The sequence below is a fragment of the Pirellula sp. SH-Sr6A genome (assembly GCF_001610875.1).
GTDB lineage: Bacteria > Planctomycetota > Planctomycetia > Pirellulales > Pirellulaceae > JBKCUI01.
The window spans coordinates 2982572-3000490 of record NZ_CP011272.1 but is presented as its reverse complement, the minus strand read 5'-3'; the positions used below and the strand labels follow the sequence as shown (position 1 = coordinate 3000490).

Genomic DNA, 17919 nt, shown 5'->3' with positions numbered 1-17919 from the left:
ATTAGCGTTCTTTGGAAGATGGTGTTGCGATGGCTTGGTAGTAAGCGCGGATGGCGGCGTCGAATTCAGGGTCAAAGGTTTCGCGCGTACCCTCGAGCACTTGCTCCGCCTTTTGGGTACGCAATCGCCCCCAGTCGCGATTCTTGCCTTGAACGGAGCTTGGTAGAAAGTAATCTTCCGAACGATCCGGTATCGAAGGGTTGAGCCCGCGTTGCGGTGTCTTGCTAGCGCGCTGATCTCGCAAATAGGTCTGGCCAATCGGATTTCGCTGGGCTTGCATCTGTCGCTGTTGGCTCATTTCCGACGCGAGAGACTGCGCCATGGACGTCACCGCGGACTGGAGGGCGGATGCCATGCTCCCCTTATGATTTCGCACTTGATTGGTATCCGAATTGGCGTCCAATCGGGAGACATCTTGTACCGCCGATTCGTTGGAGTCCCCTGTTTCCGTAGGAACCATCGGGCCGTTTTGAGCGCGATCCAGTTGGTCTAGGAGCCTTGCCATTTCGACTCCTCGCTGTTGGGCCTCCGCCGAGGCAGAGGCGGATTGCTGGCCCTCCGGAGTGGGGCCACTTGGCGACGCCGGTCCCGATTCGGTCTGTGCACTCCCACCGGACTTCTGACCGCCGGATGGATTGGAGGCACCTATCGGGGAATTGGCCGCAGCTCCTTGCTCTGTATCGGATGGTGCATCTTTTGGTTTTGATTTCTCGCTGTCCGACGAGCTTTCTTGAGATCGAGCCAGCGATTCTTGCAATGCAGCGGCCTGCTCCTTCAACGCTTGCTCCGCTTGGGACAACGCCCGACTCGAGTCGGTGGTTTCCGGTCGAGCGATCGCAGGGCTGTTTTTCTGTGTCCGTGTCGTATCGCTTTGTTCCTGCTGTGCCGCCTGCTTTGCTGCCTGTTGAAGCGAAGACGTCGCGGGTTTCAATGCCTCGGTATTAATCGCTTCGACGGACGCCGCTTGCCCTTGGAGCGACTGACTCGCCGATGGATTGCCAAGCCGTTCTTCGTGCCGAGCTCCTCGCTCCAAGTCCTTGGCTACTTGGGAAACATTCTCGCGGGTTCGTTCTTGCTCCAACGCGGCTTGCTCGAGTGTGCTGGAAGGGGGCTTCGGCTCTGGCAAGGATCGGGCGTCCGAAGTCAGCTCACCCGTCTTGTCTTCCAGCTGCTGCAAAATCTGAGATGCCTGCTCGAGTTGTTCTTCAATCAATGCGCCATAGGGGTTGGGGGTATTGAGTGAATTCTTCGCTCTCTCATCCAAGCCTCGCGCGCGGTTCTCAAGATTGGATACGATTTGCTGAGTCCACCTCGAAGTCTCTTGATTCCGGTCCCGTGATTCCCGCAGCGTTTCTAAGCTTCCTTCGGATCTCTTTTGTTGCTCGGCTAAGCCCCCATTTGTGGGATTCTTGGCCGCTTGAGCGATCGTTTTTTGCAATTGCTCCTGCTGTCGATCGATCTCCTTGTCCAACCGCTTCGTTTCGTTATCAGCGCGTTCGAGCTGGTCTTTCCATTGCTTGACCAATCGATTGGCTTCCGCTCGAACATCATTACGGATGGAATTTTGTGCGTTGCCTGCTTCGGTGACCCGATTGAGCCGTTTTTGTTCATCCCTCTCGACCGATTGCGAAACCAGCTCTCGAGCCTGATCTTTCAAATTCGATACCGCTTTCTTTCCTTCCGCGAATGCATTCTGAAGCGCTCGCGTCTTCGATTCGATCTCGTCGCTCGAGGATCTCGCATTGACTTGCCTCGCGGTCTGAAGCGAAGCTCGGAGGGATTCGGTTTGTTGCCGCAATTCGCTTCGCAGTTCGTCGTAGGATTTCTTCGCCGAAGGAATGCGGTAGGTTAGTTGCTCTCCCTTCTCGAGCAAGGTCTTGGCGAGTCGATCGGCCTCATCCACGAGCGCTTGCAATTCGGTGACTTTGCGAGCCTTCTGAGCCGCGAGTTGAAGGTCCTGATTCTCCAGCTGCAAATAGAGTTCATTTTCCTTTGCGGCCGCGCGCTGGAGTTCCTGGATAGCATTGTTCGCGGCCGCTTTGGCGATTTCTGACAGTTCCCGCTGCATCGCCGGATTGTTCGGTAGCTCCTTTTCCAATTCCTGGAGAAGAGCGTTGGCGTCGGCAGAAGCGAGCTTCTGCAATCGATCGGCGCGCTCGTAAGCTTCCTCTCGCGACGCCTGCGATTCCATATCCTGGTTGTCCAAGGCTGACTCGAGGGTAGCGTCCAAACTGTCTTCAAAAGATGGCGAATCGTTATTCGTCTGAGTCGTGTCGCGGTCTCGGGGGGAAAAATGTTTCGCGATGGTCTCCATGGCTTTTGCGGCATTGGACTGATCCGCGATCGCTTGTGCCATGGCGGTTTCCTCCTCGGAATTCAATGCTGTGTCGAGTGAATCGTTCAAGCGATCCATAACCCGTTCCACCAATTCCGCTGCTTGATCACCATCTTTCGCTAAGGCCATTTGGTCAGGCTGAAGGAGATTTTGCTGCGAGGCCATCTCCGAAAGTGCCTGCCGCAACTCTTCTGCATCCTCGTTCAATCTCTCTCGTTCTGCATGGATTTGCTCTCGGACGTTGCTCGTATCTGGCGTTGTCGTCTCACGCGATTCCTTTTGTTTCTCGGAGGACTCTTTCAGTTGCCGAGCGGATTGAGCGGCTTTCTCAGCCAGCTCCGAGACGGTGGGTGCAAAACGCCTCAGCGTCTCTCTTGCTTCCTCGAATACGGGCACCATTTCACGATCGCAGCCATGGAGATACGTCATCCATGCATCCAAATGGGGTGCTATGGTCGCGAAGGGTCCAAGGGGATCGTTCACGCGTCGATAAAGTTTGTCGGTCGCGATCGTGTAGTCTGCCTGCCACAACACCGCTTGCAGACGGTCCATGGCTTTGTTATCCATCCGTCCCGTTTCTCGCAAGCGACGGTGTGCATTCTCCAACCCCTTCGCAATGGCTCCCAACGTCGGGGAAGCGTAGGCCAAGGCCTCGAACGGTTTATCGGTGTATCGCTCCGAAGCCGCGAGAGCCGAGAGGGCTTGCTGAGCGTCGTGGAGCTCGTGGGCACCTTCTAAAACTCGAATCGCTTGTGCCACGAGTTCGAGATTCCCGCGTGTCGAGTCTCGGTCGCTCGGGCTCTGAAACCACTGCGATATGAGGGCCTTCCATGCTCGCGAGGCGAGTCCCATGTCCGCGGAATAGGCGGTGTCCTGGGACTTCCGCAGCTGGTGCGTCGAACGCAATAGCAGCAACCGTCCAGAAGAGGATTCACCCACCATCCGCCACTCCGTCTCGATCGCCTTCATACTGTCGGCTAAGTTTGCAGTGGAGGTGCTCGGATTCTTCGCGAGACTATCGTGTGCGCGAAGTTTCTGGAGGATGGATTCGAGCGAGTGGTAAACAGGTTGCCGCTTCCCCATGATCAGCTCACTGCGGGCACCCTGGGCTTGAGAAGGAATATTGTCGTATCGAAACATCCAGCTTCGATCGTGAAGTTCGCTCGAATCGATACGGATCCGTTCGCGGATTTTGTTCAATTCAGCTCCTCCTTGAAGCGGTTCCAAGGTATCGCGAATGCGTTGACGCGAATCCTCCATCCACTTTTGCCAATCGGCTAGTCCGTCTGCGGTGCCACGGGGCAACTCTGCTTGGTAGCGACCGATGCGCTCCTTAGCATCGATCCATACTTGGTCCGCGATGATCTGCGATCGCTTCCATTGCGGTAGGGTCCAGTTTTCGGATCCATTGCTATTTTTCTTCTGAAGGCTTGCAAGTTCGTGCATGTCGCCTGTGAGCGTTGCGAGCATCTCGAATGCCGCACTGACCTGCGCCAGATGAGAGAGATGCCTGGAGACGTCCTGGACGAAACGGGTTGAATGGATCGTTTGTTGGATCCGCTCCCGATCCATGTCGGGGAGTTTGGAGGTCTCCCCGGCGTTCGGTTGCTCTCTCACCATGGCAATTGCGAAGTCGATGCGCGGCAACTGTTCGCTCGTAAGCGTTTGTATCGCCTGTGCGATCCACTCCAGATCGCGTTGATCAATACCCCGTTCGAGTGTTGGAAGTTCCTCTTCCACGATCTGAAGGACTCCCTGCAGGGAATTGCGAACCTGCTGGCTCCAGTCACTCAGTCCCTGCAAAGCTTGAAGTCGATCTGCCGCGACGCCATCTGGCTGGGCCGTTGTCTTGTCCGGTTGGCCCAGCGTCTTGATCCATTCGTCGATCTGCTTCGATGAGCCTTCGATAGAGTTCTTGAGTGCCACAAGGGGTTTGGCAACTCGCATTCGACTCTTGAGCACATCGTATCTCTTCGGGTCGTGCGATTCGGAAGTGATGGCATATCGGAGCAACGCCGAGTAGGAGGACTGTTCCGCCTTGTCCACGGCTACCAACCTTAGTTGAATCGTATCTCCTGCTTTGGCTTGGCAAGTCATGGGGTCCCAATCCCACTGCATCATGGCGCTGTATCTCGATCCATCGTCGGTTTTCCATTGCGGAGATGGGGGCGGACACGTTGCATTGTAGGGGCAGGCCTTCCACACTTCATCGTTGAGCGAGTACTCCAGAACAAGCGACTGCACCTCCAGGTTGTCCGTGACTTTGGCACCGAGCGCAATGGGGACATCCAGAGTGGTGATCCAGGTCTGGTCTGGAAGTGGCGGTTCCTGCCACAGGGTTCGGTCGGTAGGGAGCCACTGGATCTCGCTGGCCGGATCGGCAACAGCATCGATTCGATATCGAGTGCTTAGAGTATTTCGCAGCGATTCTCCTCCGAAAAGCGTCTTGGAATCGAGTTGCAGTTGGTATTTGGCTGATCGATCGGCTTTCCAGTCAAATGTCCATTCCCGGTCCTCGGAACCACGAGCCATCTTCCTTTCGAATTGTTCACCAGTCTCCAGGTCTTCGATGGTTACGGTGGCTCTATCCAAGGGTTGATCGACCGCGATGCGAAGGGCCACGCTGCTCCCTGCCAGGACCTGCAAATCCCCTTGCTCCTGGTCGATCGAACGCCGTTCCAGCCCTGAGTAGGCAGGGGAAGTCACGATTCCTTGAAAGCGAATGGGGTGGGGACGCAGAAGCGGGACGAGGGTACGCCAGGAAGAGGCAGCATCATCGATCACCGCTCGGTATCGAACCGCTTGCTCACCTATCGGGACTTTGGCGATGAAGACATCGCTCCTGCTCGCGTCCGGTTTGAGAGCAACGGTAGAGAAACGGTTCTCCGGTGCATGGGTGTGTTCGTCGGAATGAAACTCGATGACGGCCGTTTCAGGGTTCGTCGTTTGATTCTTTAAAGAGTGGGCGCGGACGGCTATTTCAATGATTTGCTGCGAAGGTGCTTCAAAGCGTTCCGCTTTGGGCGAAAGGAATTCGATTCGCCATGAGCGAGGGAGTTGGACATCCAGAAATGGGAGGGCTACCCGCAGCCAGCGCTGCTGAAACTGAAGATTCGGAAAGAGCGATAGGCCAACGGCTGATATGCCCAGGAGAAGGAGGGCCAGAGTAGACTGCTGCAACTGTCTCCATGGGATCAGCGATCTCCAATCCAGCTGTCTCAACTCTCGGAGGGCCGCATGCATGGTTTGTTGTACAAATTCCAGCGAGAAACCCCTCGATGCGGTCGCCGGGGTATCGAAATCGACGCTGGCAATGAGTCTTTCTTGAAAATGAGGGTGCCGTTGCTCGATCTCTCGGGCGCGGTCTACCAACGAGCTGGATGAGAGCAATTCGGATAAGCCGGTTCGCCACGCAATACCGAACGCAACGAGCCAGAGTGCGATGGCGAGTGGGATACGGACCCACGGCTCCAGCCACAAGAATCCGTCCAGCAGGATGGACAGCATCCAACCGATACCAAGAACAAGTCCGAAGGCGATGGATGCACGCGCGACGTTCCATCGGAGACGCATTCGCGCATAGCGTTTCACAGAATTACGAATCGATGTGGCGATCGAGTCCGAGTTCGAATCAAGTCGGACTCCGGGAGAGGAGGTAGACAGGCGTCCCGTCGGGTTTGCGATTCCTTGGCTCATGGGTTTTCTCAACCGGTGATGAGTTTCTTTTGGAATCGTCCTTCGTTGATCGTGGGGCGTTCGATTCGACCTTTGTGGTCGTACGTCAGTTTCATGTTGTCCAGACCGAGCAGCCAAAGAATGGAGGCGTGGATGTCGTGAACGTGCATTTTGTCCTCGATCGCGTAGAGGCCGAGTTCATCGGTCGCTCCGATCGTTTGCCCTCCTTTCACGCCACCTCCTGCCATCCAGATCGTGAAGCCGGTCGGGTTGTGATCGCGGCCATTTCCTTTTTCACTCATAGGTGTCCTGCCAAATTCGCCCCCCCAAATCACGAGCGTGTCGTCCAGCAGTCCTCGCTGCTTGAGATCTTTGAGCAATCCCGCTACCGGCTTGTCCATCGATCTGCAAAGATTTCCGTGGTTCTTTTCGATATCCGCGTGCGAATCCCACTTGCTCCCTGTACCGCTATAGAGCTGGACAAAGCGGACCCCTCGTTCGACCAACCGCCGGGCGAGCAGGCAGTTGCGTCCAAAGGATTGCGTTTCCTTTTGGTCCAGTCCGTATAACTGTTGCGTTTCTTCGGTTTCTTGCGAGAGGTCGAGCGCTTCGGGTGCTTCTGCTTGCATGCGGAAAGCCAACTCGTAGCTGCGGATCCGGGCTTCCAGTTCCGACTGTTGCGGATGCAATGCGGCGTAGGACTGGTTGAATTGCTTCAGCAATTGGAGCTTGGTTTCCAGCCGGCTGCCGGTTTGATCCTCAGGTGTTCGCAAGTTGGGAATCGGCTCGGCTTCTCCGCCTTGTATTCGAACGCCTTGGTAGGACGCAGGCATGAAACCACTTCCCCAATTGCGAGGACCGTTGACGGGGCGACCGGCGTTATCGCACAGAACGACGAAGGCGGGCAAGTTCTCGTTTTCGGTTCCGAGTCCGAAGTTGACCCAAGAACCGAGGGAGGGACGTCCTGCAAAGTTTAGGCAGGTGTTCATTTGGCAAACCCCCCCGGCATGATTGATGCCGTTGGTCCAACAGGACCGGATCACCGCGATGTCATCGAGGCATTCACCGATGTGGGGAATCCAATCGGATGCGTAGAGCCCGCTTTCGCCATATTGCTTCCACTGGCGAGGCGATGCGAGGAGGGGCGCTCCTTTTTCTCCCATCGCAGTGATCGGTTCGCGGAAGCTGCTCGGAAGCGGCTTTCCTGACAACTCGTTCAGCAAGGGTTTGGGATCGAGCAGATCCAGATGGCTTGGCCCACCCTCCAAGAACAACCAGATCACTCGCTTGGCTTTGGGGGGATGATGGATCTCTGCAACCGCTTTCTCGTTCGAAAGCATCCAGTGGAGGGCGATACCCCCAAACCCCATTCCTGCATTTTGAAGCCATTGTCGTCGATTGACTTGGAACGTATCCATGGGAGCCTTTGGTTGCGACTACTCGAGGTAAAGAAACTGGTTCGAATTGAATAAGATATGGCAGAGATCCGAGAATTTGTCCGGATCAAATTGAGGTCCGTCTTCCCCCGTGGAGATCTGAAGGTACTGCCGCGCTCGATCCATTTCTGCATCGGAGGGATCGACACCCCAGCTCCAACGAAACGCGAGATGGATGGCATTCTCGGGGTCGGAAGATTCCTCTCGAACTCGTTTTGCCAGTCGTTCGGCTCGCTCGCGCGCGTATTTGCCGTTGAGGAGCAACAGGGATTGCGTCGGCGTGGTGGTATTGTCGCGGACGGCGACGCTTTGCAAGCCATTGGCGACATCAAACCCGTGCAGGAAGGTATCGTTTTGATTTCGGAAACTCTTCAGGTAGAGAGATCGACGCGGTTGATCTTCCGTGACGCTCGGTCCTCCGGTTTGGCTGGTTAGCTCTCCGGTCGCGACGAGCATCGCATCCCGTATCTGTTCCGCTTGCAATCGTCGCACCCGTGCTCGCCACAAGAGCCGTTCGTTGGGATCGATGGTCTGCTGGGCTGAGGCCTCGGGATGTCGGGCCGATTGCTGCCAAGCAGCGGAAAGGAGGATCTGCTTGTGCAGCCATTTGAACGACCAACCGTTCTCGATCGCTTGGGTGGTTAACCAATCCAGCAACTCGGGGTGGGTCGGTTCGTCTCCCAAGCGTCCGAAGTCGCTAGGGGTGCCAACGATTCCTTGTCCAAAGTGTTGCTGCCAAATTCGGTTGACGATGACGCGATTGGTGAGTGGATTCTTCGGATCCGCGACCCATTTTGCAAAGGCGGTTCGCCGACCTGTCGATCCCTTTCGAACCTCGGACGCAGCGGTCTGCGCAGGGAGACCATGCCCCTCCGAAAGGACTTCTAGGAATCCTGGCGCGACCGGTTCTCGTTTCGAATCTTCCGGAATGACGGTTGGTGAAACCAACCCATCGAAGTCGGAGACGGTCATCGCTTCGGGCAAGGGCTGGGGCTTCAAGTGATCGAAAGCGGCCAACTCCTTCATCAGAGCATCTCGCTTTTCGACATCTTCCTTCTTCATGCCCTTGTAAGGCCCCCCGGCCTCTTCCATGTATTGCCGTGAGACCAAGTACGCCATCTGTTCCTGCCACGAAGTTCTTTCTGTCTGCGGCATATGAAAGCAAGCTTGGATATCGAGCGGAAACTTGTCGACTGTCGAGAGCCACTTCTTTTTCTCATAGGGCTCAAGCAAAGCTCGCAATTGAGACTGGATCGGTGCAGTTTCTTGTTCCCAACGCGCGAGCTTTTCCTGATACTCTTTCTTCTGCTGTTCGGTGGCCGCGACGAGATCATCGCGCCAGCAAACTGGCTCGAGGATCGCTCGAAGCTTGAAATAGTCTTTTTGTGGAATCGGATCGAATTTGTGTTGATGGCATCGGGCGCAGGAAACGCTCATTCCCAAGAACACATCCCCGACGACATCGGTCATTTCGTTCATGATGTCGTTCCATTGCCCGCGCGCATCCCGTTGGTTGTATTCGTAAACACCCAATCGAAGGAAACCTGCGGCGATGAGGCCATCAGGATGATCCGTGGGGGATTCATCGCCGGCTAGCTGATCGAGAACGAATTGGGGATAGGGCAGGTCTTTGTTGAAAGCACCCACGACATAGTCTCGATACCTCCAAAGGGCAGGTCGATACGAGTCGAGATTCCAGCCATCGGATTCCGAGTAGCGAACCAGATCGAGCCAGAAACGAGCCCAATGCTCCCCATAGCGAGGATCTTCCAGCAATCGATCGACGACTTGCTCGATCGCCGTCTCAGAGCCATCGGCCAAGAACGCGTCCATTTCGGCGGGTGTCGGGGGTAGCCCGATCAAGTCGAAGTAGAGGCGCCGCAGCAAGACTGCTCGGTCGGCCATGGGTGCAGGACTTAGTTTATTCTCGCGCAGCTTCTGCCAAACGAAGCGATCGACAGGGGTTTTCGACCATGCGTCCTCGGGATCGATCGGCACATCGGGTTGGCGAAGCGGCTGGAAGGCCCACCACTGACGGTCCCCTTCGGTGATGGCCCCTTCGCTCTTGCGGAGCAGTTCTCCGTTTTTGGGCCAATGGGCACCATTGGCGATCCATCGTTCAATATGCAAGATCTGTTTGTTTGCGAGCTTGCCAGTAGGCGGCATTTCGGACCCGCGGTAGTGGATGGCATCGACCAAGATGCTTTCTTCGGGTTTGCCAGGGACGATCGCCGGGCCGCTGTCTCCACCTTGAAGGAAACCGTCCAAACTGTCGAGCCTGAGGCCCCCCTCCTGCTTCGACTCCCCGTGGCATTGGACGCATTGGCCGGCCAGAACCGGACGAACCTCCCGCTCGAACTGGGCGATTCGCTCGGCCGCTCGCGCATCGGCGTCCACCGCGTTGTCGGAGGCCAGAGCAGAGGCTGCGGGAGGGCCCGAGTCAGGCGCGGCGCCCGCGGCAGGAGGCGTCGCTGGATGGGCGATCACCAGCGTAGGCCAAACGCCCAGGCAGAACATCGCCCCGGCGAGCGACAGGAGTCGTCGTGTTTGTGAACGCATGGTAAGACCGTGGGAGACGGCAATCGGTGGAGGGTGGGGGAGGAGCGGTCGGCTCAATCCCCCATTGTAGCCAAGATCGTTGGGCAAAGCCAAGCTCGACCCCATTTTCAAGGGTTAGCGATGGCTGGAAACGTCCGGTGGGGTATTATCAGGGTATCGCTTGCCACTCGTCCTCGCCGGAGATCCCATGTCGACCGAATCCACGCCTCGCAGCACCGTCAGTGTCTCCCCGCAGGCAGCAAGGCCCGTGGCGGTCGTCGATATCGGTGCGACCAGCGTTCGGATGGCGATTGCCGAAATCGATTCGATCGCCAATGTCCGGATCTTGGAAGAGATCAGCCAGGTGGTGTCGCTCGGACACGATACTTTCTCGACGCAGAAAATCAGCCGCAAAAGCATCGAGGAGTGCGCGGTTGTCCTCCGCAGCTGCCGCCGTTTGATGCGGGAGTACGGCATCACTCGTCCGGACCAAATGCGAGTCGTCGCTACCAGCGCCGTTCGGGAAGCGACCAACCGATTGGCCTTTATCGACCGCATGTACATCGCGACCGGTTTTGAAGTCGAATCGCTCGACGAGGCCGAAGTCAACCGAATTACCTATATGGGTGTCCAGCCCTTGCTCCAAAGCACCCCCCAACTGGCCTCGGTCAAAACGGTCGTGGTAGAAGTGGGGAGTGGGAGCACCGAGATCTTGGTCGTCCGCGGGGGCAATGTACTATTTTCCAATACCTATCGTTTGGGATCTCTTCGCCTGTTGGAACAGGTCGACCGACTCAATACTTCGATCGCCAAACAACGAACCATTATCGAATCGCAGGTGCATCGGTTTGTTCATCAAATCTACGAGCATGTCGACTCGGATCGACAAATCCAAATGGTCGCGTTGGGTGGAGACATGCGATTGGCGGCGAACAATTTGAATTGTTCCTCCCTTGGACAAGAGTTGCGAAGCGTGTCGTTGGAGGACTTGACCGAGTTCGCGCGGATGGTCGGGACGCTTCGCGAAGAGGATTTGGTCGCTCGTTTTGATTTGAGCTATGCCGATGCAGAGACCTTGTGGCCGTCGTTGGTCAGCTATATCCATTTAGCGAGAGAATTTGAGGTCCCGGAGCTTCATGTTGCCGAAACCAATTTGCGCGATGGTCTTCTGAGCGATCTTGCAGTCCGAGATGCTTGGACGGCAGAATTCCGGAATCAAATCATCCGGTCTGCGATCAATCTGGGTCGCAAGATGTCGTTTGACGAAACTCACGCGAGGCATGTCGCGACCCTTTCTCGCAAACTTTTTGCAGATCTCGCTGAGGAGCACCAGCTCGATCAACGGATGGAGCTGATCCTCTATCTGGCCGCATTGCTGCATGAGATCGGGATGTTTATCAATGCGAGGAGCCATCATAAGCATGCGATGTACATCATTCGCAACAGTGAATTGTTCGGATTGTCCGTCAAGGATTTGCTGCTGGTCGCCCTAATCGTTCGATACCATCGGCGTTCATCACCTCAGCCCGATCACGAGGGCTACGCCACACTGGACCGCAGCGATCGAGTCGCCGTCGCGAAGCTGGCAGCAATCTTGCGATTGGCTATCGCTCTGGACGAGTCGCGATCCCAACGCATCAATAACATTCGATGCAAACGGGATGGCGATCGGCTGATCATTACGACGCATGGGATCGAAGACGTATCTTTGGAGCAACTTACCGTTCGGCACTCCGGCGAGTTGTTCGAGGAAGTCTTCGGGATGAGCGTCTTCCTGCGAAGCGATCCAGGATAAGTCCTTTCATGGTGCTTCTACCGCTGATCGCCGCTTTGCTGCTCGTCGGAATCGCGACGGGTTCAAGCTGGTTTGCGTTGGCGACCAGCGCCATGTTGACGACGTTCTATTTGGCGAAGACGTTTTCGGAAAAGTGGGCCGATAGCGTGCGAGTGGAGCGAACGCTTTCGACACGCGAAACGGAGATCGGCGATCGAGTCCGAGTGGGCTTGAAGCTAACCAATCGAAGCGGTTGGCGGATCCCTTGGCTAATCATCGAGGATCTCTTGCCCAAACGGGCTATGTCTCCACCTGCGAGCGGACTGCAACTGGGAGGAGCGACGACCAAGCTTCTTTTCTTAGGGGCCAAGCAGCAGCGCATTCACACCTACGACCTTCTCACGTTGAGACGAGGCTTTTATCGCATCGGACCGACGCTGGTCGAGACAGGCGATTTGCTGGGGTTGCATCGAAAGCATCGCATCCTCGCTGAAAGCGACTATTTGCTGGTGCTCCCAAAAATCGTTCCGTTGGAAGGACTCGAAATTGCGACTCGGCGTCCGATGGGAGAGATGCGCGTGCATGATCGCATCCTCGAAGACCCAACCCAGATGGTCGGCATTCGCGCGTATCGAGCAGGGGATCCACTGAATCGGGTGCATTGGAAAGCGACTGCGAGAACGGGAACTCTGCATTCACGAGTATTCCAACCCACCTCGATGCAAGGAGCGATGCTCGTTCTCGATATGCACCGTGCTACCAATCCAGACCGCAATGAACCCATTCGAACGGATCTTGCGGTGACGATGGCGGCATCGATCGCTCATGCTCTCTACCGCATGAACCAACCCTTTGGCCTGATTACCAATGGCCGAGATGCAGCCCAGCGTTATTCGTTTCAAGACGCGAGCGGAAGCTTTGCCGATCGGGCTGCGATCCAGTCCGCAGCGAGCTCGGAACGCAAGTTGGATCGACTTCGTCCCATCGTCCAAGCGGCGGGTACAGGCCCCGAGTTGTTTTTCGAGTTGCACCGCACGCTCGCCCGGTTGGAACGAACCGACGGCCTGCGCCTGGAAGATCTGATCGCCGAAACGGAAAGCCGGATGCCACGCCATCTGGCGATTGTCTTCGTCGTACAAGGGGTCGATGAATCGATGTCCCTGGCGCTCGGGTTGTTGCGCAAACGAGGATTCAGCGTATCGGTTATCCTCAATCGCCATCCGCTCGACTCCGTGGAAGATGCCGCGGCGATGCTCGTCTCACAGCGGCTTCCCCTTTACCTCTTACCGAGCGAAGAATCCATTCCTTCCGTTTGCACAAATCTACTCCTCATGCGATGATCCGAAGCATGAGTTCTCTAGCACCTTTTCCTGAAACACCGCTGATCGAAGGGATCCGTCCCCTTCAAATCGGCAATGTCGCCATAGGCTTTCCGGTCGTGCAAGCGGCGTTGAGCGGCTACAGCGATTGGGCGATGCGCGTCCTGGCGCGTCGCATGGGTGCTTCGTACTCTCTTTGCGAGGTCATGCTCGACCAGTTCTTGGTGGGGCTTAAAGATCGAAGGAGGACGCAGCATTTCCTCTACAACACCCCGGAGGAACACCCCGTTGCTGGACAGTTGATGGGCGCCGAACCGGAGCAGTTTTCGTTGGGTGCGCAAAAGCTAGTTGAAGCCGGTTTCGCAGTGATCGATATCAACTTCGGATGTCCTGTCCGAAAGGTGTTAGGGCGTTGTCGTGGTGGGTTTCATCTGAGTCAACCTACGGTGGCGCTGGAGATTGTAAAACGAACACGCGATATCGTTCCCGCTTCGATTCCAGTCACCATCAAAATGCGTCGGGGAATCGACGACACCACAGAGAGTCGAGATCGATTTTATGAGATTCTCGATGGCGCATTCGCGTACGGGATCGCAGCGATCACCGTGCACGGCAGGACGGTGGAACAACGATATATCGGACCGAGTCGTTGGGAGTTTCTCCGTGAGGTCAAACGGCATGTCGGCGATCGAATTATCCTCGGGAGCGGCGATTTGTTCAGCGCACGCGATTGCCTGCGCATGATGCAAGAGACCGATGTCGACGGGGTGACTGTCGCCCGCGGATGTATCGGCAATCCGTGGATATTTCAACAGGCTCGAGCCTTGTTTGCGGGGCAGCCGATCCCTCCCCCGCCAAGTCTGTTTGAGCAGAGAGAGGTCATTCTCGAACATTTTCGCCTCGCCGAAGAGCTATATGGTGAAGATCGAGCCGGAGTTCCCATGCGAAAGTTCGGGATCAAATACTCCCAATTGCATCCCGAGAGCCTCGCGGTGCGAGCCGAATTCGCGCGGGTCAAGAACCTTCAAGAATGGAAGAGCGTTTTGGAGAAGTGGTACTCGGAGGATCTGCCCGGAATCTACCCGCAGTATTCCGAGTTGGAGAGCGAGTGCGAGTAATCGGATGCTTGCTCACCAACCGCATCCCCACCGCATCAAGCTGGCTCCATCCCCTGGTTGGCAATGGGAATCCACCGTGGAGCATAGGGCGGCGTCAAGGTCCTTTCAGGGGACTACTGGATTGCTCGAGGCAGGTTCAGTCCGACTTTTCCTCCATTCGCTCCCCCCCCCCTGTTCCCTCGAGCTCAACGAAGAGATTATTCTAGTCCAGAGCGGCCTCGCGCCGGTCGAGCTGAACATTACCAAGTGGCTCCGCTCGCGCAACCGCATTTCCCTCCGATGGCCGCAAGGCGATGAAGATCCGTCGCCACAGCTGGCGATACCATTTGAACTCTGGATTGAGATCGACACATGACCATACGACGCTGGACTTTTCCGAAGTGGGTTCTCTTGGGGTTGGCAGCGACCTTCGCCGTCGCACACGAGTCCTTCGGGCAAGACAAGGCTCCCGTCGAGGCATTGCTCGCCGCGCGACTTCCTGCCGAGGAGTTAGAACAAGGCTGGATTCGCTTGTTCGATGGCAACACGATGATGGGCTGGGTCGACGCCGGGAAGGCGAATTGGCGAGTCGAAGATGGGACCTTGGTCGCCGACCAGGGAGAAAACGGATTGCTTTGTACGACCGTCCCGTTCCGCAATTACGAACTGCAAGTCGAGTTCTGGGCCGACGAGAGCACCAACAGCGGCGTGTTCCTTCGCACGCCACCCAAACCGACCGATCCGGGAAAGGATTGTTTCGAACTCAATATCGCTCCCGTTACCAATGCCTTTCCTACGGGTTCGTTTGTTTACCGACAGAAAGTTTCAGAGCAAGTCGATGCACCGAAGTCCCGAGAGTGGCACCGCTTTCAGGTGTTGTTGGAAGGTGACAAGGCGAAAGTTTGGTTGGATGGAAAAGAGTGCTTGTCCTACACCGACCCTACGAACTTGAACAAGGGACGCATCGGGTTGCAATTCCGTGAAGGGAAGGTGGCATTCCGGAATATCAAATTGAGGCCGATTGGCGACACCATTTTGCCTGGCAAGCAAGAGGCGTTTCTACCCGCCGTGAAAGTGGAAGCTAGCTGGGGAAGCGATGGATCTCTCACGATTGTCGGAGGTCGAGGTCACGTGGAGACGAAACGGCAATTGGGGAACGGGTTTGTGCAGTTTGCAGCGACGACCCTTACCTCGAATGTCAACTCCGGCGTGTTTTTTCGATGTATCCCCGGGGAAGATATGAATGGTTACGAGTGCCAATTGCACCATGGATTCAAGGCGGATCGGACAGATCCGGTCGATTCAGGCACCGGTGCGATTTTCCGACGACAGGCAGCCCGAGCGGTATTGTCTGACGAAGGTAAGAAAGCATTCGTCACAATCGTTGCAGAAGGGCCACGCATTGCCACTTGGGTGCATGGCGTCCAAGTGGTGGATTGGGAAGACACGCGCAAGGCAGATCCCAATCCACGCCGCGGGTTGCGAACCGAGGCAGGTAGCTTGATGTTGCAGGGGCATGACCCTGCCAGTCAAGTTCGCTTCGAGACGTTGCGGCTTGGCGATACCGACTGATCTAAAGGCTCTGACTACTCTTCGCCTATCGGCGTCGGAACGGCTTCGACAACGGGTGTTGACAACGAGGGAGTTCCAACGGTGCTTGGATCAAACGCTCCATTGCTGACTCGGCCTCCTACGACGACTTCTTCTGGATTGTCGCGTGGCGTGAAGTAACGTCCTCGATCGTATGCGGCTCGGACCGCAGAACCGTCGAGCGCGTCTTCCGACAAGTTGACTTGGTTGTAAGACAGCAACGAACCTTTTTCGCGGTGGAAATCGCGAAGAGCCAAGTTGTAGTCGACGAGAGATCGATAAAAGTCGCTCGTACTGGTTGCTAGTCGCTGTTGTGCTTGCAAGAGGAACACAATGTCGGTAAGCCCACCTTCATACCGCTGTCTCAACGCTTCGACAGCCTGGTTGTCCGCCTCGATTCGATTGTAATTGGTCTGCATTTGCAGATAGCTACGGGAAATCTGTCTCGATGCGTTGCTCAGATCGTGCGAGATCCTCAGTTGCTGCTCTTTGAGCAAGGCCATTTCTCGGGCCAAATTGAGTTGCGCGTGACGGACGGCTGCCGAGGCTTGGCGAAGCCCGATGTTGTATTGCCACTCGAGACCCGCTTGCCACTCTTGGTAGTTACCTTCGAGCAGGCTTTGAGAGAAGCTGTTGAACTCGTTGTTGGGATCCCGTTCGTCGATCAAATGGTCTCCCAACCCTCGCCAACGGTACTGGGTGAGAGCATCGAGTCGCGGTCTGCGATTCAGTCGGGCAGCGATCAATTCCAGTTCTCGTCGCTTCACGGTCCATTCTTGCCGGCGAACTTCAACCCGTTGGGTCAAAGCGTCTGACATGGCCGATTGCCAGTCGAATGCCACTTCAGCCTGAAGAGGTTCGTCGGATGGTTTGATCAGCCGGCCGTCCGATGGTGGCAATCCCATAATGTACCGAAGCCGTTGCTCCGCCGCGTACAACCCGTTGGGACCGGAGAGACCGTCGTTGAGCTGGGATGTAAAGATGTAGAAGTTCGAGCGAGCTTGCCCTTCGGCGTCCGGCTCGCCACCCTTTCGACCGACTCGACGGAGTTCGTTGACGCGTTGCCAAGTCTTCAAGGAGCTTTCTCGTCCATCGGCGATGGCATCGAGCGCTCGGTAAGCAAAATAGAGTTCCCAGTAGGCGCCTTCCACATCGTTGATCAGTCTCACGACGCCCGTCTCGAAGTCGGCGATGGAGATGTCGGTGTTGATACGTGCGATGAGAACGCCGTTGTACTGACCGATTTGCCCGTTCGGGCCCGCGATACGATTATACGTTGTCCCCGCTCCACGCATTAACGGTTGTCGCCATTCGGCTTCGATGAATCCCGTGAAGTCGCTCGGGAAGAATCGAGTGGGGTTGTTGTTGCGGTCGTAAATCACATTGGTGCGCAATGCGTACGATGCACCGGTCGCCGTTCGCTTAGACAACTCGTTCACGTAGGTTCCCGACGTCTGGCGGAATGCCGAGGGAACGAACTGAATAAACGTGTTGTTGTTGGGGCGATCGTTCTTTTGCCAGTACAACTGCGAAGAGACCTGCGCATCGAACGCAGCAAGGGCAGCCTCAACACCACCGAGTGGGTTCACGTCGCTCAATGCCGGATCGAGCTGGGTCGACTGAGCTTGAGGGGCGTTCACGACCGAACCGCCCAAGTTGCGGAGCACTTCGCTGGTTTGGAGCGCTTGCTGAATCGCGTCTTGCAAGGTGAGGTCGTATGTCGGGAGATCGCTCGGATTCTCGATCGCGAGAGGCAACGGTGCATCGACTAGTTGCGGATCGAGCGGTGCAGCGACATCGGGATATTCAATCCGCGTTACGTAATCTTGGAAGTACGAAACGTTCGAGTTGTCTTTCCAGGCGCGAAATCGCTCGGTGGGCTTGCAACCGGCGATGCAGCTTACCCCAACACAACCGGCAACGATCCATTTTCTCAATTGCTCGCGAACTACCATTTTCGCTCCCGCGTCCTCTACTTGGTCCCTAACGCTTTAACCATCGCAACTGCGATAGCAAGCATGAATGGATTTGCAGAACAAATCCGTGCATAGGGATCTATCGGTCCAAGCGATACAAGTGATCAGCGACGGATTCCGATAGGAACGAATATTCACGAACTAGCGGGTGCAGAACTCGCAATACAAAAACAGTCTCC

At 56.1% G+C, this 17919-nt stretch carries 9 protein-coding genes; 5 read left to right on the top strand and 4 right to left on the bottom strand.

Translation table 11 applies throughout. The annotated features are described in order from the left end of the window. Window position 1: 1 nt before the first annotated feature. From VN12_RS11675 to VN12_RS11665, 3 genes are read right to left on the bottom strand one after another with little or no spacing between them, the layout of a single operon-like run. Window positions 2-6031 carry a hypothetical protein gene (locus VN12_RS11675; protein WP_146677005.1) on the bottom strand — a complete coding sequence of 2010 codons (6030 nt, stop codon included), beginning with the start codon at window positions 6029-6031 and terminating at the stop codon, window positions 2-4. A gap of 8 nt (window positions 6032-6039) precedes the next feature. Next, the gene (locus VN12_RS11670) at window positions 6040-7428 is read right to left on the bottom strand and encodes a DUF1501 domain-containing protein (RefSeq protein WP_146677004.1); all 1389 of its coding nucleotides are present in this window, start codon (window positions 7426-7428) and stop codon (window positions 6040-6042) included. 18 nt (window positions 7429-7446) lie between these two features. Continuing rightward, entirely contained in the window at window positions 7447-10005 is a 2559-nt protein-coding gene (locus tag VN12_RS11665; protein WP_168164345.1) for a PSD1 and planctomycete cytochrome C domain-containing protein, read from the bottom strand. A 187-nt stretch (window positions 10006-10192) separates the two neighbouring features. On the opposite strand from VN12_RS11665, the gene VN12_RS11660 reads away from it, so the two are divergent. Genes VN12_RS11660 through VN12_RS11640 form a run of 5 tightly spaced genes read left to right on the top strand, consistent with a single transcriptional unit; the run spans window position 10193 to window position 15746 of the window. Next, window positions 10193-11779: an HD domain-containing protein gene (locus tag VN12_RS11660; RefSeq protein ID WP_146677002.1), complete on the top strand. Its 1587-nt coding sequence runs from the start codon at window positions 10193-10195 to the stop codon at window positions 11777-11779. A gap of 8 nt (window positions 11780-11787) precedes the next feature. After that, complete coding sequence (locus VN12_RS11655; protein ID WP_146677001.1) at window positions 11788-13098, top strand: DUF58 domain-containing protein; 1311 nt, start codon at window positions 11788-11790, stop codon at window positions 13096-13098. 8 nt (window positions 13099-13106) lie between these two features. Then, on the top strand, window positions 13107-14195 hold the full coding sequence (locus VN12_RS11650; protein ID WP_240491401.1) for a tRNA dihydrouridine synthase: 1089 nt from the start codon (window positions 13107-13109) through the stop codon (window positions 14193-14195). A gap of 4 nt (window positions 14196-14199) precedes the next feature. Beyond that, the gene (locus VN12_RS11645; RefSeq protein ID WP_146676999.1) at window positions 14200-14550 is read left to right on the top strand and encodes a hypothetical protein; all 351 of its coding nucleotides are present in this window, start codon (window positions 14200-14202) and stop codon (window positions 14548-14550) included. Beyond that, a complete protein-coding gene (locus VN12_RS11640; RefSeq protein WP_146676998.1) occupies window positions 14547-15746 on the top strand; it encodes a DUF1080 domain-containing protein in 1200 nt (399 codons plus the stop codon). Before VN12_RS11645 ends, VN12_RS11640 begins: the two co-directional genes overlap by 4 nt. A gap of 14 nt (window positions 15747-15760) precedes the next feature. On the opposite strand, the gene VN12_RS11635 is transcribed toward VN12_RS11640, so the two are convergent. Then, a complete protein-coding gene (locus VN12_RS11635; protein WP_146676997.1) occupies window positions 15761-17719 on the bottom strand; it encodes a TolC family protein in 1959 nt (652 codons plus the stop codon). Window positions 17720-17919 lie beyond the last annotated feature (200 nt).